General features: G+C 72.9%; 22 protein-coding genes. 15 read left to right on the plus strand and 7 right to left on the minus strand.

Annotated features, from left to right (window positions below; genetic code table 11):
- The first annotated feature begins 169 nt into the window (after positions 1-169).
- From EAD98_RS09265 to EAD98_RS09295, 7 genes are all read left to right on the plus strand, one after another.
- Positions 170-889, plus strand: coding sequence for a TIGR03936 family radical SAM-associated protein (locus EAD98_RS09265; RefSeq protein WP_121653643.1), 720 nt, complete (start codon positions 170-172; stop codon positions 887-889).
- A gap of 131 nt (positions 890-1,020) precedes the next feature.
- Entirely contained in the window at positions 1,021-4,095 is a 3,075-nt protein-coding gene (locus EAD98_RS09270) for an Rne/Rng family ribonuclease (RefSeq protein ID WP_121653644.1), read from the plus strand.
- 129 nt (positions 4,096-4,224) lie between these two features.
- Positions 4,225-4,725, plus strand: coding sequence for a hypothetical protein (locus tag EAD98_RS09275; RefSeq protein ID WP_121653645.1), 501 nt, complete (start codon positions 4,225-4,227; stop codon positions 4,723-4,725).
- A gap of 166 nt (positions 4,726-4,891) precedes the next feature.
- Positions 4,892-5,206: a 50S ribosomal protein L21 gene (rplU, locus tag EAD98_RS09280; protein WP_074313742.1), complete on the plus strand. Its 315-nt coding sequence runs from the start codon at positions 4,892-4,894 to the stop codon at positions 5,204-5,206.
- Between the two features lie 11 nt (positions 5,207-5,217).
- Positions 5,218-5,472: a 50S ribosomal protein L27 gene (gene rpmA / locus EAD98_RS09285; RefSeq protein WP_074313740.1), complete on the plus strand. Its 255-nt coding sequence runs from the start codon at positions 5,218-5,220 to the stop codon at positions 5,470-5,472.
- Positions 5,473-5,565: 93 nt separating this feature from the next.
- Positions 5,566-7,038: a GTPase ObgE gene (obgE, locus tag EAD98_RS09290; protein ID WP_121653646.1), complete on the plus strand. Its 1,473-nt coding sequence runs from the start codon at positions 5,566-5,568 to the stop codon at positions 7,036-7,038.
- Between the two features lie 70 nt (positions 7,039-7,108).
- On the plus strand, positions 7,109-7,558 hold the full coding sequence (locus EAD98_RS09295) for a GNAT family N-acetyltransferase (protein ID WP_121653647.1): 450 nt from the start codon (positions 7,109-7,111) through the stop codon (positions 7,556-7,558).
- A gap of 34 nt (positions 7,559-7,592) precedes the next feature.
- Here EAD98_RS09295 and EAD98_RS09300 read toward each other — a convergent pair whose 3' ends face one another.
- Complete coding sequence (locus EAD98_RS09300) at positions 7,593-8,252, minus strand: DUF6766 family protein (RefSeq protein ID WP_121653648.1); 660 nt, start codon at positions 8,250-8,252, stop codon at positions 7,593-7,595.
- A 72-nt stretch (positions 8,253-8,324) separates the two neighbouring features.
- Positions 8,325-8,816: a DUF4383 domain-containing protein gene (locus EAD98_RS09305; RefSeq protein WP_121653649.1), complete on the minus strand. Its 492-nt coding sequence runs from the start codon at positions 8,814-8,816 to the stop codon at positions 8,325-8,327.
- Between the two features lie 230 nt (positions 8,817-9,046).
- Between EAD98_RS09305 and EAD98_RS09310 the strand changes: the two genes are divergently transcribed.
- The 3 genes from EAD98_RS09310 to EAD98_RS09320 are packed head-to-tail and all read left to right on the plus strand — an operon-like array spanning position 9,047 to position 10,966.
- Positions 9,047-9,820, plus strand: a complete 774-nt coding sequence (locus EAD98_RS09310) for a hypothetical protein (RefSeq protein WP_121653650.1) — start codon at positions 9,047-9,049, stop codon at positions 9,818-9,820.
- A gap of 31 nt (positions 9,821-9,851) precedes the next feature.
- Positions 9,852-10,319, plus strand: coding sequence for a phage holin family protein (locus EAD98_RS09315; RefSeq protein ID WP_121653651.1), 468 nt, complete (start codon positions 9,852-9,854; stop codon positions 10,317-10,319).
- Positions 10,316-10,966: a DUF3618 domain-containing protein gene (locus tag EAD98_RS09320; protein WP_121653652.1), complete on the plus strand. Its 651-nt coding sequence runs from the start codon at positions 10,316-10,318 to the stop codon at positions 10,964-10,966. The genes EAD98_RS09315 and EAD98_RS09320 overlap by 4 nt, the downstream gene beginning before the upstream one ends.
- Positions 10,967-11,029: 63 nt before the next feature.
- Here the strand turns inward: EAD98_RS09320 and EAD98_RS09325 are convergent, their stop codons facing one another.
- Positions 11,030-12,094, minus strand: a complete 1,065-nt coding sequence (locus EAD98_RS09325; RefSeq protein ID WP_233583768.1) for a glycosyltransferase family 2 protein — start codon at positions 12,092-12,094, stop codon at positions 11,030-11,032.
- A 219-nt stretch (positions 12,095-12,313) separates the two neighbouring features.
- Between EAD98_RS09325 and EAD98_RS09330 the strand changes: the two genes are divergently transcribed.
- Positions 12,314-12,952: a cyclase gene (locus tag EAD98_RS09330; protein ID WP_121653653.1), complete on the plus strand. Its 639-nt coding sequence runs from the start codon at positions 12,314-12,316 to the stop codon at positions 12,950-12,952.
- Positions 12,949-14,118: a zinc-dependent alcohol dehydrogenase gene (locus tag EAD98_RS09335; protein WP_121653654.1), complete on the plus strand. Its 1,170-nt coding sequence runs from the start codon at positions 12,949-12,951 to the stop codon at positions 14,116-14,118. Before EAD98_RS09330 ends, EAD98_RS09335 begins: the two co-directional genes overlap by 4 nt.
- Before the next feature lie 59 nt (positions 14,119-14,177).
- Here EAD98_RS09335 and EAD98_RS09340 read toward each other — a convergent pair whose 3' ends face one another.
- A complete protein-coding gene (locus EAD98_RS09340; RefSeq protein WP_121653655.1) occupies positions 14,178-15,425 on the minus strand; it encodes a cytochrome P450 in 1,248 nt (415 codons plus the stop codon).
- A 266-nt stretch (positions 15,426-15,691) separates the two neighbouring features.
- Between EAD98_RS09340 and EAD98_RS09345 the strand changes: the two genes are divergently transcribed.
- Positions 15,692-16,093, plus strand: coding sequence for a hypothetical protein (locus tag EAD98_RS09345; protein WP_121653656.1), 402 nt, complete (start codon positions 15,692-15,694; stop codon positions 16,091-16,093).
- Positions 16,094-16,198: 105 nt separating this feature from the next.
- Here the strand turns inward: EAD98_RS09345 and EAD98_RS09350 are convergent, their stop codons facing one another.
- Complete coding sequence (locus tag EAD98_RS09350) at positions 16,199-16,417, minus strand: DUF397 domain-containing protein (RefSeq protein ID WP_121653657.1); 219 nt, start codon at positions 16,415-16,417, stop codon at positions 16,199-16,201.
- Positions 16,418-16,486: 69 nt separating this feature from the next.
- Between EAD98_RS09350 and pepN the strand changes: the two genes are divergently transcribed.
- Entirely contained in the window at positions 16,487-19,003 is a 2,517-nt protein-coding gene (gene pepN / locus EAD98_RS09355; RefSeq protein WP_121653658.1) for an aminopeptidase N, read from the plus strand.
- Positions 19,004-19,048: 45 nt separating this feature from the next.
- On the opposite strand, the gene EAD98_RS09360 is transcribed toward pepN, so the two are convergent.
- Entirely contained in the window at positions 19,049-20,263 is a 1,215-nt protein-coding gene (locus EAD98_RS09360) for an FAD-dependent monooxygenase (RefSeq protein ID WP_121653659.1), read from the minus strand.
- A gap of 159 nt (positions 20,264-20,422) precedes the next feature.
- Positions 20,423-21,085 (minus strand): PadR family transcriptional regulator, encoded by a 663-nt coding sequence (locus EAD98_RS09365; RefSeq protein WP_121653660.1) that lies wholly within the window; start codon positions 21,083-21,085, stop codon positions 20,423-20,425.
- A 447-nt stretch (positions 21,086-21,532) separates the two neighbouring features.
- Here EAD98_RS09365 and nadD point away from each other — a divergent pair, with 447 nt between their 5' ends.
- Positions 21,533-22,129 (plus strand): nicotinate-nucleotide adenylyltransferase, encoded by a 597-nt coding sequence (gene nadD / locus EAD98_RS09370; protein WP_121653661.1) that lies wholly within the window; start codon positions 21,533-21,535, stop codon positions 22,127-22,129.
- The last annotated feature ends 30 nt before the right edge of the window (positions 22,130-22,159 follow it).

A 22,159-nucleotide genomic window follows, 5' to 3' on the forward strand; every position in this document is an offset into this window, starting at 1 on the left:
ACCCGGCCCCACCCGGCCGCCCGTGTTGATCATGAAGGTGTTGCCAGCCGTACGGCGTGTCGCCGACAACAACTTCATGATCAACGTGAGCTGAGTTCCGAGGAGCGAGACGATCAGTAAGAAACCACAGCCGGAGGGTGGGCAGGCGCCGGTCGTCCAGCGCGTCCGCATCCGGTACGCCAAGCGCGGGCCGCTGCGGTTCACCTCGCACCGGGACTTCGCCCGGGCCTTTGAGCGGGCGCTGCGCCGGGCGGGCGTGCCGATCGCCTACTCCCAGGGCTTCACCCCGCACCCGAAGATCTCCTACGCCAGCGCCGCGCCCACCGGGGTGGCCAGCGAGGCGGAGTACCTGGAGATCGGCCTCCAGACGCCGGTCGACCCGGAGGCGCTGCGGGCCGCGCTGGACGCCGCGCTCTCACCCGGGCTGGACGTGCTGGACGCCGTGATCGCCGTCGGGGGCAGCCTGCCGGACCGGATCGAGGCCTCGCACTGGCACATCGAGCTGCCCGAGGTCGACCCCACCGTGCTGCGCAGCGCCGTGGACGCCTTCACCGCCGCCGAGGAGGTGCTGGTCGAGCGGATGACCAAGCAGGGGCGACGTACCTTCGATGCCCGTGCGGCCGTTATGTCAATCGATGTCGTCGCGCCGACGCCGACGCCTTCCGGGGCGCCGGCCGTACCGTGTGCGATACTCGAACTGGTCGTGCGGCAGGTCACCCCGTCCGTACGGCCCGATGACGTCCTTTCCGGCCTCCGCGTGGTGGCCGACCTGGAGCCGCCGGTCTCGCCGAGGGTGACCCGGCTGGCTCAGGGCACGCTGACCGCGCAGGGTGCGATCGTGGATCCGTTGGATGCGGACCGCGACGGGGCAGCCATCGTTGGGCACTGACCGACGGTCAGTGCTCTGGCAGGCAGACTTCGGCGGTCGCGCACCACGCGCGCCCGGCGGAAACACTTTTGCGGCGACCCTGCGTGGCAGCGCTCACCCGCGCCCGGGGCAGCCAGAACTGGAGAACGTCCATGCTCGAGAACGAGCCCGAGGGCGGCGAACGGACCGGTTCACAGCCGGCCGGCGACACCGCTGACCAGAGCACCACCGCTGACGGCGCCGCCGTCGCGAACCCCACCGCTGCCGGATCGGCCGCGCTGGAACCGGCCGGCACGGAGCCGGCCGGCGCGGAGAGCGCCGAGCCCGCCGCGCCCGCGCGGCGTACCCGCGCGACCCGCCGTCGTGCCGCCCCGCTCAACCAGCCGGAGCAGACCGACGCCCCGGTCGAGGCGTCCACCGGCGGGGCCGGCGCCGGCGAGTCGCCGCAGGCGGAGGTCTTCGCCCCGATCTCCGGCGACCTGGACACCCCCCCGAAGACGCCCCGGCGCCGCCGCAAGGCCGCCCCGGTGGAGAAGACCGCCGAGGAGCCGCTGGTCGCGGCCTCCGCCGAGGAGGCCTCCGCCGAGGTGCTCCCCCCGGTCAAGGTGACCCGCACCCGGCGCAAGAAGGCCACGCCGGCCGCCGTCGAGGAGCCCCCCGCCGCCGAGGAGCCCGCCGCTGTCGAGGAGCCGGTCGCCGAGACGCCGGCGGAGTCCGACCTGCGCGAGGCGGAGGCCGAGCTGAACGAGGCGGACCTGCCCCCGGGCGGGACCGCCACCGAGGAGGCCCGGACCAGCGGCGCGCAGGAGCGCTCCGGCGAGGTGCCGCCGGGCGTGGCGGTGGCCGGTCTGGCCAACGAGCCGATTGAGCCGGCCGAGATCGTCGAGCCGGAGCAGCCGCGGACCCGCCGCCGGAGGGCGGCGCTCTCCGCGCCCACCGTGCTGTTCATGGCTCCGCAGCCGGACGCCGTGCCGGTGACCCGGCCGGCGGAGCCCACTCCGTTCGCCGAGGAGCCGGTCGCGGAGGAGGCCGCCGAGCCGTCCCGCCGGCGGCGGCGCGGTCGCCGCGACACCGAGCCGGTGGAGCCGGTCGAGGCGATCGAGGCCGAGGAGGAGCCGACCGAGGAGGCCGAGGAGGCCACCGAGGCGGATGAGGACGACGAGGACAGCGCCGCCGCGCGCCGCCGCCGCCGGCGTGGTCGCCGTGGCCGTGGCCGTGGCAAGGGTGGCGCCGACGACGCCGAGGACGAGGAGTCCGACGAGGCGGCGCAGGCCGAGGAGGAAGAGACCGCCGAGGCCGAGGGCGACGAGGACGAGGAGTCCGAGGGTGGGGACGGGCTGACCCGCCGCCGCCGGCGTCGCCGCCGCCGGGGTGCCGGCGACACCGAGGGCGCCGCCGACGACGGCGTGCCGACCGTGGTCAAGATCCGTGAGCCGCGTCGGACCGTCGACGAGGTGCAGGGCGTGTCCGGCTCGACCCGGCTTGAGGCCAAGCGCCAGCGCCGCCGGGACGGCCGGGAGCAGCGGCGTACGCGGCCGCCGATCCTCAGCGAGTCGGAGTTCCTGGCCCGCCGGGAGGCGGTCGACCGGGTGATGGCCGTGCGTCAGCGCGGTGATCGTACGCAGATCGCCGTCCTGGAGGACGGCGTGCTGGTCGAGCACTACGTGACCCGCAACTCCTCCGGCACGATGGCCGGCAACGTGTACCTGGGCAAGGTGCAGAACGTGCTGCCCAGCATGGAGGCGGCGTTCGTGGACGTCGGCCGGGGCCGCAACGCGGTGCTGTACGCCGGCGAGGTCAATTGGGACACCTCCGGCCTGGAGGGGCGTGCCCGCTCGATCGAGCAGGCGCTGCGCTCCGGCGACTCGGTGCTGGTCCAGGTCACCAAGGACCCGATCGGGCACAAGGGCGCCCGGCTGACCAGCCACATCGCCCTCTCCGGCCGGCACCTGGTCTACGTGCCCAACGGCAACGCCTCCGGGATCAGCCGGAAGCTGCCGGACACCGAGCGCAAGCGGCTCCGGGACGTGCTCAAGAAGCTCGTCCCGGACGGCGCGGGTGTGATCGTCCGGACGGCCGCCGAGGGCGCCAGCGAGGACGAGCTGGCCCGGGACGTCAAGCGCCTCCAGGCCCAGTGGGAGGACATCCAGGCCAAGGCCGCCGAGGGCGGTGCGCCGGTGCTGCTCTACGAGGAGCCCGACCTGGTCATCCGGGTCGTCCGGGACCTCTTCAACGAGGACTTCCGCGAGCTGGTGATCGAGGGCGAGCAGTCGTACGACATCGTCGAGTCGTACCTGTCGCACGTCTCCCCGGACCTGGTCGACCGGGTGCGCCGGCACGTCGGCACGAGCGACGTGTTCGCCGAGTACCGGATCGACGAGCAGATCATCAAGGGCCTGGACCGCAAGGTCTTCCTGCCCTCCGGCGGCTCGCTGGTGATCGACCGTACCGAGGCCATGACGGTCGTCGACGTCAACACCGGCAAGTACACCGGCTCCGGGGGCAACCTGGAGGAGACGGTCACCCGTAACAACCTGGAAGCGGCGGAGGAGATCGTCCGCCAGCTCCGGTTGCGGGACATCGGCGGCATCGTGGTGATCGACTTCATCGACATGGTCCTGGAGTCGAACCGTGAGCTGGTGCTGCGCCGGCTCACCGAGTGCCTGGGCCGGGACCGCACCAAGCACCAGGTCACCGAGATCACCTCGCTCGGCCTGGTGCAGATGACCCGTAAGCGGATCGGCGCGGGCCTGCTGGAGGCGTTCAGCGAGACCTGCGAGTGCTGCAAGGGTCGGGGCGTCATCATCCACACCGAGCCGGTGCCGGAGAAGCCACGCTCCAACGGGGCGGGGGAGAAGGTCAAGGCGGTCGCGTCGTCGGTCGCCGCCGCCCCGCCCGCCGAGCAGGGCAGCGCGTCCTCGCGCCGTCGGGCGCGCAAGAGCGCCTCGGCCGAGAAGACGGTGGTCGAGGTCGTCGAGAACGACACCAGCACCGCACCGGAGGCCGACTACGTGGACACGATGGGCTACGACCTGTCCCGCTACGAGTCGGACACCGCGGCCGCGCCGGCGGTGTCCGACAGCCAGCAGGGCGAGTCGGCCCGGCTGGCCGCCGCGGACGACCCGGACGCTCTCGCCGACGGCGACGCCGACGAGGAGAACGGCGAGGGCGGCACGGGCCGGCGCCGTTCCCGCCGGGGCGGCGCCCGCCGACGGACCCGCCCCTGACCCCCTGACCGCCGGGTCTGACCGGCACGGTGTTTGACGAGGTCCCTTCCCTGGCAAAGTGACAGGGGAGGGACCTCGCCGGTCCGGCCACCCGGTCCGCGATCGGCCACTCCCGGGCAGGAGAAGAAGATGCGTCGTCTGCTCGCCGTCACCGTGCTGGTCGCCGCGCTCTCCGCCGGGGCGGGTTGCGCCACCGACCGGTCCGGCGGTGAGGGGCCCGGCACGACCGGGGGTTCCGGCTCGGCCGCCGGGACCGGGGGCACCCCGACCGGCACGCCGGTGGGCGGTGGCGCGTCGGGCGACAACACCGAGCAGGTGTGCGCCGCGGCACAGCAGGCCGGCACCACCGCGCTCCAGACGTACGTGGCGGAGGTGGGTCAGATGATCGCCGCGTCGGGTGTCGGGGACAGCGCCACCGCCGAGGCCGCCCGCAAGCGGGCCGAGGCCGCGCTGACCGGCTGGCGGGCCGCGCTGCGGGAGCAGTCGGCCCGAGCCGCCGACCCGCAGCTCAAGACGCTCCTCACCGACATCGGCACCGAGGTCGCCGCGCTCGGCGCCGACGTGGAGTCGATCGACGAGACCGAGCTGGACCGGCTCCAGCAGCGCCTCGACCAGCTCTGCGCGGGCTGACCAGGGCGGGCCGGTTTGGGGTCCGGGCCGGCCATGGCGTACTCTTGCCTGCGGCGCACTTTTGGTGTGCCGAGTTCCCGTGTGCCCGCGCTGCCGTGCACTGCTACCCGGCGAGCCGCCGCGGGGACGACCGCCAGCAGCCTCAACGACAGGGAGTCCGCCTCCGATGTACGCGATCGTCAAGACCGGCGGCAAGCAGTACAAGGTCGCCGAGGGCGACGTGATCGAGGTCGAGAAGCTCACCGGTGCTCCCGGTGACGCGGTGAAGCTCACCGCGGTGCTCCTCGTCGACGGTGACGACCTGGTGACCGACGCGGCGAAGCTTGCCGAGGTCGCGGTGTCCGGCGAGATCGCCGCGCACACCAAGGGCCCGAAGATCAAGATCCACAAGTTCAAGAACAAGACCGGCTACCACAAGCGCCAGGGTCACCGCCAGCCGCTGACCCAGGTCAAGGTGACCGGCATCTCCAGCGGGAAGTAGGTCGTCCTCCAATGGCTCACAAAAAGGGTGCGTCCAGCTCGCGTAACGGTCGTGACTCCGCGGCCCAGCGACTCGGCGTGAAGCGCTTCGGTGGTCAGGTTGTCAGCGCCGGTGAGATCCTCATCCGGCAGCGCGGCACCAAGTTCCACCCCGGTGACCTGGTCGGCCGTGGCGGCGACGACACGCTGTTCGCGCTGTCCGCCGGTGCGGTCCTGTTCGGCACCAAGCGCGGTCGCAAGACCGTCAGCATCGTTCCGCAGCAGTAGCTCTCAGGCGTTGCGGGCCGCGGACCTCCGGGTCCCGGCCCGCTTCGCTTTTTTCGCAGTGCGGGGTCGAACCTCGCTGGAAGGATTGACGCCGTGGCGACGTTCGTTGACCGGGTCGTTCTGCATCTGCAGGCCGGCGATGGCGGGCACGGTTGTGTCTCGATCCACCGCGAGAAGTTCAAGCCCTTCGGTGGGCCGGACGGCGGCAACGGCGGACACGGCGGCAGCGTGTCCCTGGTGGTCGACCCGCAGGTGACCACGCTGCTCGACTTCCACTTCCGCCCGCACGTCAAGGCCGACAACGGCAAGGGTGGCGCGGGGTCGAACCGGGACGGGGCCAACGGCCACGACCTGGTGCTCAAGGTGCCCAACGGCACGGTGGTGCAGACCCTCGACGGCACTGTGCTGGCCGACATGGTCGGCGCCGGCACCACCTTCGAGGTGGCCCGTGGCGGGCGCGGCGGGCGGGGCAACGCCTCGCTGGCCAACGCCAAGCGCAAGGCTCCCGGCTTCGCCGAGCTGGGTGAGCCCGGCGACCACCTGGACGTGGTGCTGGAGCTCAAGAGCGTCGCCGATGTGGGCCTGGTGGGCTTCCCGTCGGCCGGCAAGTCGTCGCTGATCTCGGTGATCTCCGCCGCGAAGCCGAAGATCGCCGACTACCCGTTCACCACCCTGGTGCCGAACCTCGGCGTGGTCCGGGTGGACAACCACACCTTCACCGTCGCCGACGTGCCGGGCCTGATCCCCGGCGCGGCCACCGGCAAGGGCCTGGGTCTGGAGTTCCTGCGGCACATCGAGCGGTGCGCCGTGCTGGTGCACGTCATCGACTCGGCGACGCTGGAGCCCGGCCGCGACCCGGTCGCCGACATCGAGACCATCGAGGCGGAGCTGAACGAGTACGGCGGGTTGGCCGACCGGCCGCGACTGGTGGCCGTGAACAAGGTCGACGTGCCGGACGGCCGCGACCTCGCCGAGATCGTGCGTCCCGACCTGGAGGAGCGCGGCTACCGCGTGTTCGAGGTCTCCGCGGCCACCCGGGAAGGGCTCAAGGAGCTCACCTACGCGATGGCCGACCTGGTCGACGCGCAGCGCAAGGCGGCGCCCCCGGCCGAGCCGACCCGGATCGTGATCCGCCCGACGGCCGTGGACGACGAGGGCTTCACCATCGAGGCCGAGACCGACGGCTCGTTCACCGTCCGGGGTGTCCGACCGGAGCGGTGGGTCAAGCAGACCAACTTCGACAACGACGAGGCGGTCGGCTACCTGGCCGACCGGCTGGCCCGGCTCGGGGTCGAGGACAAGCTGGCCAAGGCCGGCGCGCAGCCCGGTGACCTGGTCCGGATCGGTGAGCGCGAGTTCGACTGGCAGCCGACGCTCTTCGCCGGCGTGGACTTCGTGCCCGGCAACCGGGGCACCGACGTGCGGCTGGAGGCGAGGTCGAATCGGGCGCGTGCGGCGGAGCGGCTCGCCGCCCGCAAGGCCCGTCGGGTGCGCTCGGGGGACGAGCTGGGCGCCGACGCGTCGGACGACCTCGTCGACATCGACGACGAGGACGACGCCGAATAGCCCGGTGCGCTCCGTGATCGGGTTGATTGCCGGAAACCTCCGCGAAATCCATCCCGCCTAACGTGGGGTGATGCTGATCGAAGCTCGGCCCGCCATCGATCCGGAGATCGCCGCCCTGGTCATCGCCCAGCAGCGTGAGCTGCGCGAGGCCGACGGCGGGTTGGACGGGCAGGTCACCGTCACCCACGACGACATCCGTTACCTGGCCGTGGTGGTGAACGGCCGGGCGGTCGCCTGCGGTGGTCTCCAGTCGATCGACTCCGCCACCGGCGAGGTCAAGCGGATGTACGTCCGGCCGGCGTACCGGGGTCGGGGCATCGCCCGCCAGTTGCTGGCCGCGCTGGAGGAGCTGGCGTTCCGGCAGGGGCACTCGGTGGTCTGCCTGGAGACCGGCACCTACCTGCCGGCCGCCATCGGGCTGTACACCTCGTGCGGCTACGACCGGATCCCGGTGTACGGCGAGTACGTGCACAACCCGTACAGCGTCTGTTTCGCCAAGCGGCTGCCGGTCGCGGCCTGACGGCCCGGGCCGCCGCGCCCGCTGGCGGCGGCGCTCAGGCGCCGGTGCTGGCGTGCGCGACGGTGACCGGCTTCGACTCCGGAGAGGCGTGCTGGCGCAGGACGATGCTCAGCACGATCAGGGCGCCGACGGCGAGGAACTCGCTCTGCCAGTTCTGCATGGACTGGAACCAGAAGTCGCTGGTGCCGAGGAAGTCCCAGACCCCGATGGGCGGTGCCCCGCTCTGCAACGCCTGCTCCTGGTTGTACGCGGCGGTGCCGCCGAGCAGGTGGCCGACGAACGAGCCGAGGAAGATCAGCAGGAGCGCGATGGAGAGGCTGTTGCGGTAGACGGCCAGCGGCAGACCGCCGACGCGTACCGGCCAGGGCGACTGCGGGGTGGCCTTGCGCGCGTCGTCCTCCGGCCGGTCGGTCTGGTCCACCGGCTTCGACTCGGCCGACCCCCGCTGCACCAGGTGCGCGGTGAGCAGCACGTACCCGCCCATCTGGAGGAACTCCGACTCCCAATTCTCGAAGACCGCCTCCACGAAGTGCCCACTGGTCAGGTAGGCCGGCCAGCTCAGCGGCGCCGCGCCGAACTCGGTCAGCTCCTCGTTGTGGGTCTGCCAGCCGAAGACGCTCTGCAACACCAGGAAGACCAGGAACGCGCCGAGCATGGCGACGGTCAGTGCGTTGTCACGCAGCCAACGGGGCATGTCACACCTCTTTCGCGAATCACCCCGGGGATACCCCTGCCGGGATGATCGCCAAACCGCTGGAGAGCCGGTTCAGGGCCGGTCGATCGGCGTGTCGAGGCGTCCGCCGGTGCCAGCCTGGTTGGAGAGCAGCAGCCCGAGGGCCAGCATGCCGAAGCCGAGCGCGAGGTGCAGCCAGTTGTCGGCGGAGTTGATCGGCAGGATGTTCGCCCCGCCGTCCTCGTTGATGGCCTCGACCGCCAGGCCGTACAGCCAGAGCGCGAGGTAGATCGCGCCGCCGCCGGCCAGGAAGAGCCGGGCGCCGCCGACGCTGCGGGTCATCGCCAGGCCGACCAGCCCGAACAGCAGGTGTACGGCGTTGTGCAGGATCGAGATCTGGAACAGCCCGAGCAGCAGGGCCTCCGAGTGGTGCCCGGCGAACCGCAGGTCGCCGTAGTCGGTGGTGATGCCGGGGATGAAGCCGAGGATGCCGATCAGCAGGAAGACCCCGGCCACGATCAGCGCGGCCTGCTGGACCCGGGGTCGGTGGCCGGCCGGTCGGCCCCCTCGCGCGTCTCGTGCCATCGCTGCCCCCTCCGTGGATCTGCCGGCCCCGCGAACCTCACTGTCCGCAGCGGCGACGTGACGCAGCCCGACGATCCTCCATTTTGAAGTCGATCCGACGGGCCGCGCAGAGAAATGCACGAAGAGGTATGGAAGGCCGAACGCAGGGTAGGTGAATGGTCAGCGGCCGCGGCAACGCGGCCGCATCCCCCCAGCACAACCGCGACGACTTTCCGAGCGGAAGGGAAATCATGTCTTACGATCTTTCACCTACGTCTTCCACGTACGGGCAGGAGTCGACCAACGGCGGAGGCGTCCGCGAGCAGGCCCGCCAGGTCGGGTCGGAGGCCGCGCACGCCGGCGGCGCGGTCGCGCAGACTGCCAAGGAGCAGGGCACCGAGGTCGGCCGTGAGGCGGCCCGGCAGGCCCGCAACCTGTACGGCGAGGCCCGCACCCAGCTCGCCAGCCAGACCGGTGAGCAGCAGCGTCGGGCCGCCGGTGGGCTGCGTTCGCTGGCTGACGAGATGCGCTCGATGGCCGAGCAGGGTGGCCAGGCCGGCCCGGTGAGCGAGCTCGCCCGCCAGGCCGCCGACCGGGTGCACGGCGTGGCCGGCTGGCTCGAGGAGCGCGAGCCCGGCGACCTGATCACCGAGGTACGCGACTACGCGCGGCGCAACCCGGGCACCTTCCTGGTCGGTGCGGCGGTGCTCGGTGTGCTGGCCGGCCGCCTGACCCGCAGCATCTCCGCCGCCGGCGACGACTCCGGCAACGGTTCGGCGAGCTACCGCGGCGCCGGGGCGTACGACCCGGAGCAGACCGCGGTGATCCCGACGCCCGCGCCCGCGCCCCGCGCGACGCCGGACGCCGCGCCGCCGGCTGGCTACCTCGACCCGACCCCGGGCACGTACGCCGACCCGACCCCCGGCGCCTACGGCGAGCCGACCGGCACCGGTCAGCCGCTGCCGCCGGTGAGCCAGACCGACCCGCTGCCCGGCGTCCCGTCCAGCGGCACCACCCGCCCGTGAGCCACCGAGTCATCCGAAGGGAGGCGACGGCATGACCATGCCGACGCAGGGGTCCGGCCTGGACTCCGGTTACCACCCCGACGCGGGTGCCCCGCACACGGCGGCGGAGGTGAAGGGCAGCTCGCTCGGTGAGCTGATGCGCCAGGTCACCAGTGACCTGTCGACGCTGATGCGCCAGGAGGTCGAGCTGGCCAAGGCGGAGATCCGCCAGGAGGGCAAGAAGGCCGGAAAGGCCGCCGGGCTCTTCGGCGGCGCCGGCTTCGGCGGCTACATGGTGGCGCTCTTCGTGTCCATCGCCCTGTGGCAGTTCCTGGACAACGTCATGGACTCCGGCCTGGCCGCGCTGATCGTGGCCGTGATCTGGGCCGTGGTCGCCGGTGTCCTCTACTCCATGGCCAAGAAGAACGCCCAGCACGTACGCGGGCTCAAGCAGACCAACGACAGCGTGCAGCGGATCCCCGACGCGCTCAAGCCTCACCCGGAGGGAGTCACCCGATGAGCACCGATCCCGACCAGATCCGCCGGGAGATCGAAGCCACCCGCAACAACCTGAGCTCCGACGTGGACGCGCTGGCGTACAAGGTCAGCCCCAGCCGGATCGTCGACGACCGTAAGCAGCGGGCCCGTTCCGCGCTGCAGAATGTGAGGGACAAGGTCATGGGAACCGCGTCTGACCTCGGCCACGGCACCGGCCACGCCGCCCACTCGGTGGGCGACCGCGCCTCGTCGGCGGCCTCCAGCGTCAGCGACGCCGCGCACTCGGCGGCCTCCACCGTCAGCGACGCCGCCCACAGCGCGCCCCGGGTGATCCGGCAGAAGTCCGAGGGCAACCCGCTGGCCGCCGGCCTGATCGCGTTCGGCGTCGGCTGGCTCGCCTCGTCGCTGATCCCGGCCACCCGCCGGGAGCAGCAGGCCGCGACCCAGCTCAAGGAGAAGGCCAGCGAGCACAGCGGGGCGGTGAAGGAGAAGCTGAGCGAGGTGGCGAGCGAGCTCAAGGAGGAGCTGCGCGAGCCGGCCCAGCACGCCGCCGAGTCGGTGAAGTCCACCGCCCAGGGCGCCGTGGACGCCGTCAAGGACGACACGAAGTCGGCCGCGCAGGACGTCAAAGACCAGACCCAGCAGTCCCGCCAGCAGGTCAGCCCCTGACCCGACCCCGTACCGCCCCCGACAGCTCGCGGCCACCTCGGTGTCCGCGAGCTGTCGCGTTTGTCAGCGGGGCCGCAGCGTGCGGGTCGGGTGGGCGGCCCGGCGGAGGCGGGTGTCGCCGTAGCGGACTCCGCCGAGCAGCAACCGCTGACCGACCGCGAGCCAGCCGCACACGCCCCGTTCCAGCAGCCAGAGGGGGGCCGCCAGCGCGGTGCTCGGCGGGAAGACCCGGTCACCTCCGGCGCGGCGGCGGCCCAGCTCGGCCAGGGCGACGGTGCCGGCCGCCGCGCCGAGCAGCAGCCTGGGCCGGCGGGCCGCGACCGCCGTCGCCAGCGCCGGCAGGACCGCGAGTGAGGTCAGCAGGCGTGCCGGCTGGGCCAGATCGTCGTACGCCTGGCGGACCCGTTGGCCGCGGAAGTGCGCGGCGTCCGGCGGCAGCCTGCGTACGTAGAGCCAGGCCGGCGCGGCCTCGGTGCCGCCGTACGCCCGCACGGTGCGGATCAGCTCCAGGTTCTCGAAGAGCACGTCCGGGTCGTACCCGCCCATGCCGAGGAAGGTGCTGCGGCGCACCGCCAGGGTGCCCGGGTAGTCCGCCCCGAGCGCCCGGTTGAGCAGCGTCCGGCCGGTGTCCCACCAGGCGTGCCAGGGCAGCGGGGAGAAGTAGTTCTGCGGCCGGACCAGATCCACCCTGCCGAGCAGCCGGTGCACCGCGCGCAGCCCGGCCTCGTCGTACCGGACGTCGTCGTCGGCGATCACCACGTGCTCGTGGCCGGCCGCGCGGACGCCGGTGAGCACCCCGATCACCTTGCCGTTCAGCCCGCGCACGGTGGGGTCGGGCGGGACGTGCCGGTGGACCAGCCCGCGCCACGCCGCGGCGTGGCGGGCGAAGACGTCCGGTTCCGAGCCGTCGACCACGGTCACCTCGACGTGGCCACCCAGCCAGCGCAGGTAGTCGGTCAGCTCGGCCAGGTCGGTGTCGACGGTCCAGCGCAGCGGCAGCACGTACGCCATCGGCAGTGGGGGTGGCGCCGTACCCTCCCGGCCGTGGTTGGGGTCATCCCCGGCGCGCGGGGCCTCACCGAGGTGCGGATCGTCGGATCCGCCGGCCCGGCGGGTCGGCGCGCTCACGCCAACACCGGCCGGCGGGCGTGCCGGCCGTACTCAATGGTGTGGAAGAGCAACGGTGCCTCCCGGACAGGCGGTGGTCGGCCGCCGGGCGGTCGGCCGCCCGCAGCACGTGCCCGCGATCCGGCCGGTCAAACCGGTACGCCGTTTCGACGGACCGAGTCCGGGTAGCGCTGCCGGTATGGGCTGTCCGTCCCCGGACGCCCGGGTGGAGGAGACGAGATGACCAGCAACGGAACGAGGTGGGCGCTGCTCGGCGTCGCCGCGGCGAGCGCGGTCGGCGTCGGCCGGGTGGTGGCCCGCCGTCGGCGCCGGCACCAACCCGAGCGGCAGGACGGCTGGTACGTGGTGCGCCGCGGGGTGACCGTGGACCGGCCCCGGGACGCGGTGATCGGATTCTGGACCGACCGGGAGCGGCTGGACCGGGCGCTGGCCGAGTGGGCCACCCTGGAACAGCTCGACGACCGACGCTGGCAGTGCGTGAGCCGCGATCCGGGCGGTGGTGACAGCGGATGGCGGGCGGAGATCACTGTCGACGGGCCGGGCACCTTGCGCTGGCGGGTCGAGGACGGCCCGGTGCCGCAGGAGGGGCGGGCCGAGTTGACCGAAGCCCCGCAGGGCCGGGGCACGGAGATCCGTGCCGAGCTGCGCTACCGCTCCGGTCGACTGCGCCGGGTGGTCGGCCTGGCCGGCGGCCACGAACCGGATCTGGCCCTGCGAGACGCGCTGCGCCGGGTGAAGTCGCTGATCGAGTGCGGCCAGGTGATCGACACCCGGCGGGACCCGTCCGGCCGGAGCCCGGCCCAGGAGAAGGCGACCGACCGGATGCGGGAGAAGCTGACGACGGGAGGACGGGCGTGAGGGCGCTCTGCTGGGAAGGCGTCGGCAAGCTGGCCGTCCGGGACGTGCCGGAGCCCCGGATCCGCGCCGAGGGGGACATCCTCGTCCGGGTCCGCGCCAGCAGCGTCTGCGGCTCCGACCTCCATCTGATCAACGGGTACCTGCCGGCGATGCGGGAGGGCGACATCCTCGGCCACGAGTTCACGGGCGAGGTGGTGGAGACCGGGCCCGGCGTACGGCGGCACCAGGTCGGGGACCGGGTGGTGGTCGGTTCGGTGGTCGCCTGCGGTGGTTGCTGGTACTGCCGGACCGAGCAGTACTCGCTCTGCGACAACTCCAACCCGCAGCCGGTGTTCACGGAGAAGCTCTGGGGGCACTCGCCGGCGGGCATCCTGGGGTACTCGCACGCCGCCGGCGGGTACGCGGGCTCGCACGCCGAGTACATCCGGGTGCCGTTCGGCGACGTCGGTGCGTTCGGCGTACCCGACGGGGTGCCGGACGACTCGGTGGTCTTCGCCTCCGACGCGATGCCCACCGGCTGGATGGCCGCGGACTTCTGCGGACTGACCGGCGGCGAGGTGGTCGCCGTCTGGGGCGCCGGTGGGGTCGGTCAGATGGCGGCCCGGTCCGCGCAACTCCTCGGTGCCGAGCGGGTCATCATGATCGACCGTTTTCCGGACCGGCTGGCCACGGCGGCCGACCGGGTCGGCGTCGAGACGATCAACTACGCGGAGACCGACGTGCTGGAGGCGCTGCGGGAGTTGACCGCCGGGCGCGGACCGGACGCCTGCATCGAGGCGGTGGGCATGGAGTCGCACGACGTCGGGCCGACCTACGCGTACGACCGGGTGAAGCAGTCGGCGCGGTTGCAGACGGACCGGCCCACGTCGGTCCGTCAGGCGATCATGGCCTGTCGCAAGGGCGGCACGGTGAGCATCGTCGGCGTCTACGCCGGTCTGATCGACAAGTTCCCGCTCGGCGCGGCGATGAACAAGGCCCTGGTGCTGCGGATGGGGCAGATGCACGCGCAGCGTTACATCCCGATGCTGCTCGACCGGATCGCCGCCGGTGAGATCGACCCGGGCTACCTGGCCACCCATCCGCTCCCCCTGGAGCAGGGCGCGCGCGGCTACGAGCTGTTCGAGAAGAAGCAGGACGGCTGCCTCCGCAGCGTCCTGCACCCCTGACCGCCGGCTGGACCGCACCCCGCCCCGCCGATCACCAGCACGATCGGCGGGGTGGCGGGTCAGGCGGTGCGGCGGATGTTGGTGAGGGTGAGGCCGGTCGGGGGTAGTGCCGGCATCCGGCGCAGGTCCAGGGCCAGGTCCTGGGGCGGCACCTCGTAGCGCATGGCGCTGGTCAGGTTGGTGACCGCCCGCTTCATCAGGTCGATGGTGATCCACTCGCCGGCGCAGCGGTGTCCGGTCCAGTGGTCGCCGCCGCCCTGCGGGATCAGTTGGAACGGGTCCACGGTACGGCCGGCGAACCGCTCGGGGCGGAACAGCTCCGGCTCGGGCCAGAGCGCGGGGTGATGGTTGGTGCCGTACAGGTCGAGGAGCACCCGTCGCCCTCGCGGGAAGTGATGGCCCTGCCAGTCGAACGAGCGCCGGACCTGGGCCGCGGCCGTCGGGAAGAACGGGTAGTACCGGCGTACCTCCTGGACGAACTGCTCGGTGGCCTCGTCGTCGTCGCGGACCCGTTGCCGCCAGGCGGGATGGTCGTGCAGGGCGAGCGCGGCGAAGACGATGAACCGGTCCACGGCGACCGTCGGACGCAGCACGTTGAGCAGCTCCACCGCGGCGATCCGGCGGGGGAGCAGCCTGCCCCGCGCGTCGCGGTGCTCGGCAATCACCTTCAGCGCGCTGCCGGCGGGAGGCGGGGAGATCCCGGTCCGCGCCCGGTCGACGATGCCGGCGATCCAGCGTTCGGCCCGCCGTCGGGCGAGCAGGCCCCGCCAGTGCCGGGGGCCGACCAGCGCCGGAGCTTCGATCATGGCGTGCAGCTCGACGGTACGGCGGTCGACCTGTGACTCGGCCAGCGGCACTCCGGCCCAGGCGCAGACGACCCGGGTCAGCAGCCGACCCAGCTCGTCGTAGAGCGTCACCGGCGCGGCGGCCTCCCAGGCCGGAATCCGGGCCCGCCACTCGTCGTCGAAGAGCTGCCCGAGCTGCCGGATGGCGACCGGTGTCATGATCGACATGAGCATGGCCTTGCGATCCCGGTGCTCCGACCCGTCCAGCCCCTGTACGCCGCCCCGGCCGGTCAGTGTCCGCTGCACCCGCAGCGGCATCGCCGCGCGCCGCTGGAAGCGCTCGGCGTCGTAGAACAGCGTCGCCGCCGGCCGGCCGCGCAGGCAGATGGTCGGGGCCAGCAGGATCCGGGTCTGGAAGATGTCGCTGCCGTACCGGTCGCAGCGCTCCCCGATGAACCGGTAGCCGGCGCGGAGGAACGCGAGCGTGCTGTCCGGGCTGCGGTCGGCCGGCATGGTCGCCATCGGGTCTCCTCACGTGCGGATGGGGCCGGTCTGCTCGGCCGGGTGCGTCTACCCAGGTCGGGGCTCCTGAATCGCGGCACCGGCATCGGTCGTGCGCCGGCCGGCGGGCGCGGCGCGGCCCGTCCACCGGATCGGCGTCCGCTGGCCCCTCCCACCGGCGCGGGAACCTGGTTGAGTTCCGGGTGAGTGGTCGGCGGCGACGAGGGCCGGGGCGGCTGGGGCCGATGGTGCGGCCGGGGCGCGACAAGGAATCACGGGGAGGGCGGATGCGGGACAACAGATCGCCGCACTGGCGGCAGCGTCGGGCGGTCGGCGGCCTCGGTGCGGGTCGGAGTCGCGACCCGGGGGCGCTGATCGGGCCGCCCCGGCGGCCCACCCGGCCGCACCGGTTCTTCACGGTGCACCTGGGCTTCACGGCGGCCGGCATGGCCGACGCCCGCGAGCTGGCGGTGACGTACGCGGAGGCGCTGAGCCTGCTCCGCCCGGAGCTGGCGCTCGGCGCGGCGGCCCTGTCGCCGGCCGATGCCTGGCACCGGGCCGAGCGGCTGTTTTGCGGAGCGGTCGGCCCGGACGGCGAGCGCTGCGTCGACGTGGCCGAGCATCCGGGCTTCCACCACGCCCCGGGCCCCGGCGGCCTCGGCTGGGGCGACGGTGACGCCGATGGTTGAGCGGTTGCCCACGGCCCGCCCCGCGTCGGCGAGGTGGAGGTGTCGCGGGCATCGGGACACCCTCACCTCGCCGAGCCGGTGCCGGCACGCTGCCGGCCGGCGTCGTCAGTCCAGGTCGAACTCGCCGTCCTGCGCGCCGGCGACGAACGCGTCCCACTCGGCCTGGGTGAAGACCAGCACCGCCCCCTCCGGCTCGGCGGAGTTGCGCATCCCGATCAGGTCGTCGACGAACGCGACCTCGACGGCGCTGTCGGAGGTGTCCCCGTCGGCCCGCTGCCAGACCGCCCGTGAGAGGTCGAAGTCGCCCTTGGGGTGCTGCGCCATGGTTCTTTCCTCCAGTGCCGAGGGTCGTGTGGTGACCGCGTGCGGATCCCCATCGGGCAGGATAAGCGGATGCCGAGCCTGACCCGTGTAGAGGCGACCGCGCGTGGCGCGGCGATTACTGTCGAGTCCTATCAGGTGGACCTCGACCTGACCGGCGGCGGCGAGCTGTTCCGCTCCCGCGTCGAGATCCGGTTCCGGGCGACCCCCGGCACCGCGACCTTCGCCGAGGTCAAGCCCGCCACCCTCCTGGCGGTACGCCTCAACGACCGCGACGTCGACCCCGGCGTCCTGACCGACAACCGGCTCCCGCTGACCGACCTGGGCGCGGAGAACACCCTGGTCGTCGAGGCGCAGATGACGTATTCCAACACCGGGGAGGGCATGCACCGGTTCGTCGACCCGGCCGACGGCGAGACCTACCTCTACGCGGTGACCTTCCTCGACAACGTGCAGCGCCTCTTCGCCGCCTTCGACCAGCCCGACCTGAAGGCCACGTTCACCCTGGCGGTCACCGCCCCACCGGAGTGGACGGTCGCCAGCAACGCCGACGTGGCCGCCAACCCGGCGCCCGGGCGGTGGGAGTTCGCCCCCACCGAGCCGCTGTCCACCTACTTCTTCTCGCTGATCGCCGGGCCGTACCACGTGCGGCGGGCCGAGCACGACGGCGTGCCGCTGGGCATCTACTGCCGCCGGTCGCTCGCCGAGCACCTGGACGCCGACGCCGAGGAGATCTTCACCATCACCCGGCAGTGCCTGGACCGGTTCCACCAGCTCTTCACCGAGCGCTACCCGTTCGGCAAGTACGACCAGGCGTTCGTGCCGGAGTTCAACGCCGGCGCGATGGAGAACCCGGGCATCGTCACCTTCCGCGACGACTACGTGTTCCGCTCGGCGGTCACCGACACCCAGCGGGAGCTGCGGGCCACCACCATCGCCCACGAGATGGCGCACATGTGGTTCGGTGACCTGGTCACCATGCGCTGGTGGGACGACCTGTGGCTGAACGAGTCCTTCGCGGAATACCTGGGCACCCGGGTCACCGCCGAAGCGACCCGCTTCGACCAGGCGTGGACCACCTTCGCCATGCGCCGCAAGGCCTGGGGGTACGCCGCCGACCAGCGCCCCTCCACCCACCCGGTCGCCCCGGAGGAGGTGGCCGACACCGACGAGGGCCTGCTCAACTTCGACGGCATCTCGTACGCCAAGGGCGCCAGCGTGCTGCGGCAGCTGGTCGCGTGGCTCGGTGACGAAGCGTTCCTCGCCGGCCTGAACGCGCACTTCGCCGCGCACCGATTCGGCAACGCCACCCTCGCCGACCTGCTGGCCAGCCTCTCCGCCGCCAGCGGCCGGGACCTGTCCGGCTGGGCCGAGCTGTGGCTGCGGCGGGCGCAGGTCAACACGTTGCGCGCCGAGGTCGCCGTCGACGTCGACGGCCGCTACACCGAGGTGGCCGTGGTGCAGACCGCGCCCGAGTCGCACCCGGTGCTGCGCCCGCACCGGATCGGCGTGGGCCGCTACTCGGCGGACGGCACCGTCGAGCGCGACGAGGTGGATCTCGACCCGGCCGCCGACCGCGGGCGGACCGTGCTCGACGGGTTGACCGGCGCTGCGGCGGCCCGGCTGCTGCTGCCCAACGACGGCGACCTCACCTTCGCCAAGGTGCGCCTCGATTCGGCGTCGGCGGACGCCGTGCCGCTGGTGCTGCCCGGGCTGACCGACCCGCTGGCGCGGGCGGTGCTGTGGAGCGAGGCGCTGGACGCGGCGACCGACGGCGAGCGGCCCGTGAGCGGCCTGGTCGAGCTGATGGTCGCGGCGCTGCCGGCCGAGACCGAGGTGATCATCGCGGAGGACGTGCTCACCCTCAGCCGGTCCCTGGTCGACCGTTACCTCGACCCGCTGACCCGGTCCGCGGCGCTGGTCCGGGTCGCCGGGGCCTGCCGCCAGTTGCTCGACGGCGCGCCAGCGGGGGAGTCGTTGCAGCTCGCCGGCGCGCGGGGCTGGATCGCCGCGACCACCGACGCGGATCTGCTCACCGGCTGGCTCGCCGGCCGCGACGTGCCGACCGGCCTGAAGGTCGACGCCGAGCTGCGCTGGGCGGTGCTGCGCCGGCTGGTGGTGCTGGGCGCGGCCGGCGAGGCGGAGATCGCCGTCGAGGCGGCCGCCGACCCCAGCTCCACGGGCGCGGAACGGGCCGCCCGCTGCCGGGCCGCCCTGCCCGACCCGGTCGCGAAGCAGGCGGCGTGGGAGATCATCGTGGGGGACACCGAGCTGTCCAGTCGGCTGCTGGAGGCGACCGCCGAGGGGTTCTGGCAGCCCGAGCAGGCCGAGCTGACGGCGGCGTACGTCGAGCGGTACTTCGCGGACATGCCGGCGGCCGCGCGTCGCCGTACTCCCTGGACCGCCGACCGGGTGGCCGCTCTGGCGTTCCCCCGCTACGCCGTGGCGCAGCCGACCCGGGAGGCGGCCGCGGCGCTGCTGGCCCGCGACGACCTGACCCCCGGCCTGCGTCGGGTGGTCACCGACGCCGACGACGACCTGCGCCGCGCGCTGGTCGCCCGGACGGCGGTAGCCGCCGCGGCGGCCTGAGACCGGCAGGCGCGGGGTGGCTGGCGGGCCACCCCGCGCCTGGGCTCAGCGCAGCGCCGGTTCCGTCGTGACCGGGGCGTCCCAGTCGATGACGTAGCGCTGCTCGCCGGCGACCGTCTTCTCCGGGTCCATCGCGGTGCGCACCAGCAGCGGCATCAGCAGCGGCATCAGCGTCCGGGCGACCGGCCCCGGCGCCTTGGCGTGGTTGATCCGCGCCGCTCGGGCGGCGACCTTCTCCACCCTGGCGCGGCGCAGCCGCTCGAACGCGGTGAACGCCGAGGCCACGTCCGGCAGGTCACGCAGGCAGCGGGCGAGTTGCACCGCGCTCTCGATCGCCAGTGACGCGCCCTGACCGGAGCTGTTCGACGGGGCGTGCGCCGCATCGCCGAGCAGCACCATCCGCCCCCGGTGCCAGTGCGGCACGGGCGGCATGATCTGCAACGAGCCGACGACCTGGAGTTCGTCGGCGCTGCTGGTCACCATCAGCTCCCGGCCCGGATCGTCGTCGCCGTAGGTGGTGCGCAGCGTGTCCAGCCACCGCGCCGCCGACACCGCGCGGGCTTCGACCAGGCTCAATGGCCGCTGGTGCGGCAGGTTGGCGCCCCAGCGGGTGCCACCGCCGGGCTCCGGCCAGTACAGGTAGTAGCCGTGTCGCCCGAACGCGAAGGTCATCGTGCCCGGCTCGGCGTCCACCTCGTGCCGGGCCACCGCCTCGAAGCCGAGCAGCCCGGTGAACCGAGGGCCGGGTGCGGCCGGGTCGATGAGACCGCGGACGGTCGAGCGGATGCCGTCGGCGCCGACCAGGATGTCGGCGGTGGCGGTGCTGCCGTCCTCGAAGCGGGCGGTCACGCCACTGTCGGTCTGCTCGGCGGCGACCAACCGCCTGCCGTACGCGAACGGGACGCCCTCGGCGACCGCCCGGTCGTGCAGCACCCGGTGCAGCTCGGCCCGGTGCACCACCCGCAGTGGCGGCACCCCGGCCAGCGTGGGCAGGTCGATGCGGCGGCGGCCGACGGCCATCACGGTGCGCTCGATCGGGGTCGCGATGGCTGTCACCGCCTCGTCCGCGCCAACCGTGCGCAGGGCGGCCACGCCGTTGGGCGCGAGCGCGAGGGTGCCGCCGATGCCGCCGGCCCCACTGGCGCTTTCGGGGTACGCCTCGTGGACGGTGGCGGTGATGCCGGCGCGGCGCAGCGCGAGCGCCGTCACCGGACCGGCGATGCCGCCGCCGATGACGATCGCGGTTCGTACCGTGGTCATGCTCTCTCCCTGGGTGTCGTCGGTGCGTGCGCGTGCGACCGACCTGGGAGGGAGCGCGGTTATCCTCGTGGTTGCCGCTTCGGGCCGGGCGCCTTCCCAGGTGTCGGTTCGAGGTAAGGGCTCCGGCGGGGTGTTGGCGCACCCCGCCGGAGCCGTCCGTCAGTCGGGGGTGTCAGGGGCCGGGGTGCTGGTCCTCTCCGCCAGCTCGGTCAGCTCCGCCGGCATCTCGCCGGTCTCGTGGAAGGCCCGCCAGGTGTCCAGACCCGGGTAGCCGCCCGAGGTCAGCTCGGCGAGCAGGGCCCGCAGCCAGGCCGCTTCGGCGGTCCGCATGGCCAGGTCGTACTCCGACTCCACCAGGAACAGCCGCGGGATCTCCCGCAGGTGCGCGTCGAGGGTGTCCCGGTCCTGGCGGATCGCGTCGTCGAGCAGGTCGAGCCGCTGCCGCAGCAGGGCGGTGGCCTCGTCGGGATGCAGCGCGGCGAGCACGGACAGGCCGGCCCGGAAGCGGGGATGTTCCGGCATCGGGGTGGAGACCAGCTCGCGGGCCCAGTCGACCAGCTCCGCCCGACCCACGTCGGTGATCCGGTAGACGGTGCGTTCCGGGCGCCGGCCGTCGCGCACGCTCTCCACGGCCTCGATCATGTCGTGTTTGTCCATGTTGCGGATCACCGTGTAGAACGATCCCCACTTGAACTCCATGTCCTGGTCCTTGCCCCAGGCGCGCAGTGCGGTGGCGATCTCGTACGGGTGCATCGGCCGCTGGACCAGGGCGGACAGCACGGCCAGCGCCAGCAGGTTGCCGACCTTGCGCCGCTTCGGCACGACACGCTCCCATCCTCGTCAGCGATTACTCGTACACGAGTATAAGCGCGTGTGTCGTCGTGCCGCGACCCTTTGCTGCGACCCTCGCTGCGACCCCTGGTCGCGACTTTGTGCCGTGACCGCGTGCCGTGACCGCGTGCCGTGACCGCGTGCCGTGACCGCGTGCCGTGACCGCGTGCCGTGACCGCGTGCCGTGACCGCGTGCCGTGACCGCGTGCCGTGACCGCGTGCCGTGACCGCGTGCCGGGCCTGCTGCCCTGCCCGGGGCTGCCTGTCGTTCGAGGGTGATACCTGTGAGTCATAAATATGACTCACAGGTATCACCCTCGACAGGGTGCTGCCCGGAGGCCGACGCCGTCCCGCTCAGGAGCAGGGCCGACTGGTCGCCGCCGTCACCCGTCGACGGGCCGAAACGGTGGGCCGCGACGCCCGGCCTACGATCACGGGGTGGAGGAAGATATCCGGCGGATCGGGATCATGGGTGGCACCTTCGACCCGATCCACCACGGGCACCTCGTCGCGGCCAGCGAGGTGGCCGACCGCTTCGGCCTGGACGAGGTGGTCTTCGTCCCCACCGGGCAGCCGTGGCAGAAGGCGGACGAGCCGGTCAGCCCCGCCGAGGACCGGTACCTGATGACCGTCATCGCCACCGCCTCCAACCCCCGGTTCCAGGTCAGCCGGGTCGACATCGACCGGAGTGGGCCGACCTACACCGTCGACACGCTGCGCGACCTCCACGCCGAGTACGGCCCCAAGGTGCAGCTGTTCTTCATCACCGGCGCGGACGCGCTGCAACGCATCCTGTCGTGGAAGGACCTGGACGAGATCTTCGAGCTGGCCCACTTCATCGGGGTGACCCGGCCCGGCTTCCAGCTCACCGACAAGCACCTGCCCGCCGACACCGTCAGCCTGATCCAGGTGCCGGCGATGTCCATCTCGTCGACCGACTGCCGCGCGCGGGTGGCCCGGGGCGAGCCGGTCTGGTACCTGGTGCCCGATGGTGTGGTGCAGTACATCGCCAAACGGCACCTGTATCAGCGCTGACCACGCCCGGTTCACCCCCATTCATGCGGC

The sequence above is a fragment of the Micromonospora sp. CV4 genome (assembly GCF_003667455.1).
Lineage (GTDB): Bacteria > Actinomycetota > Actinomycetes > Mycobacteriales > Micromonosporaceae > Micromonospora.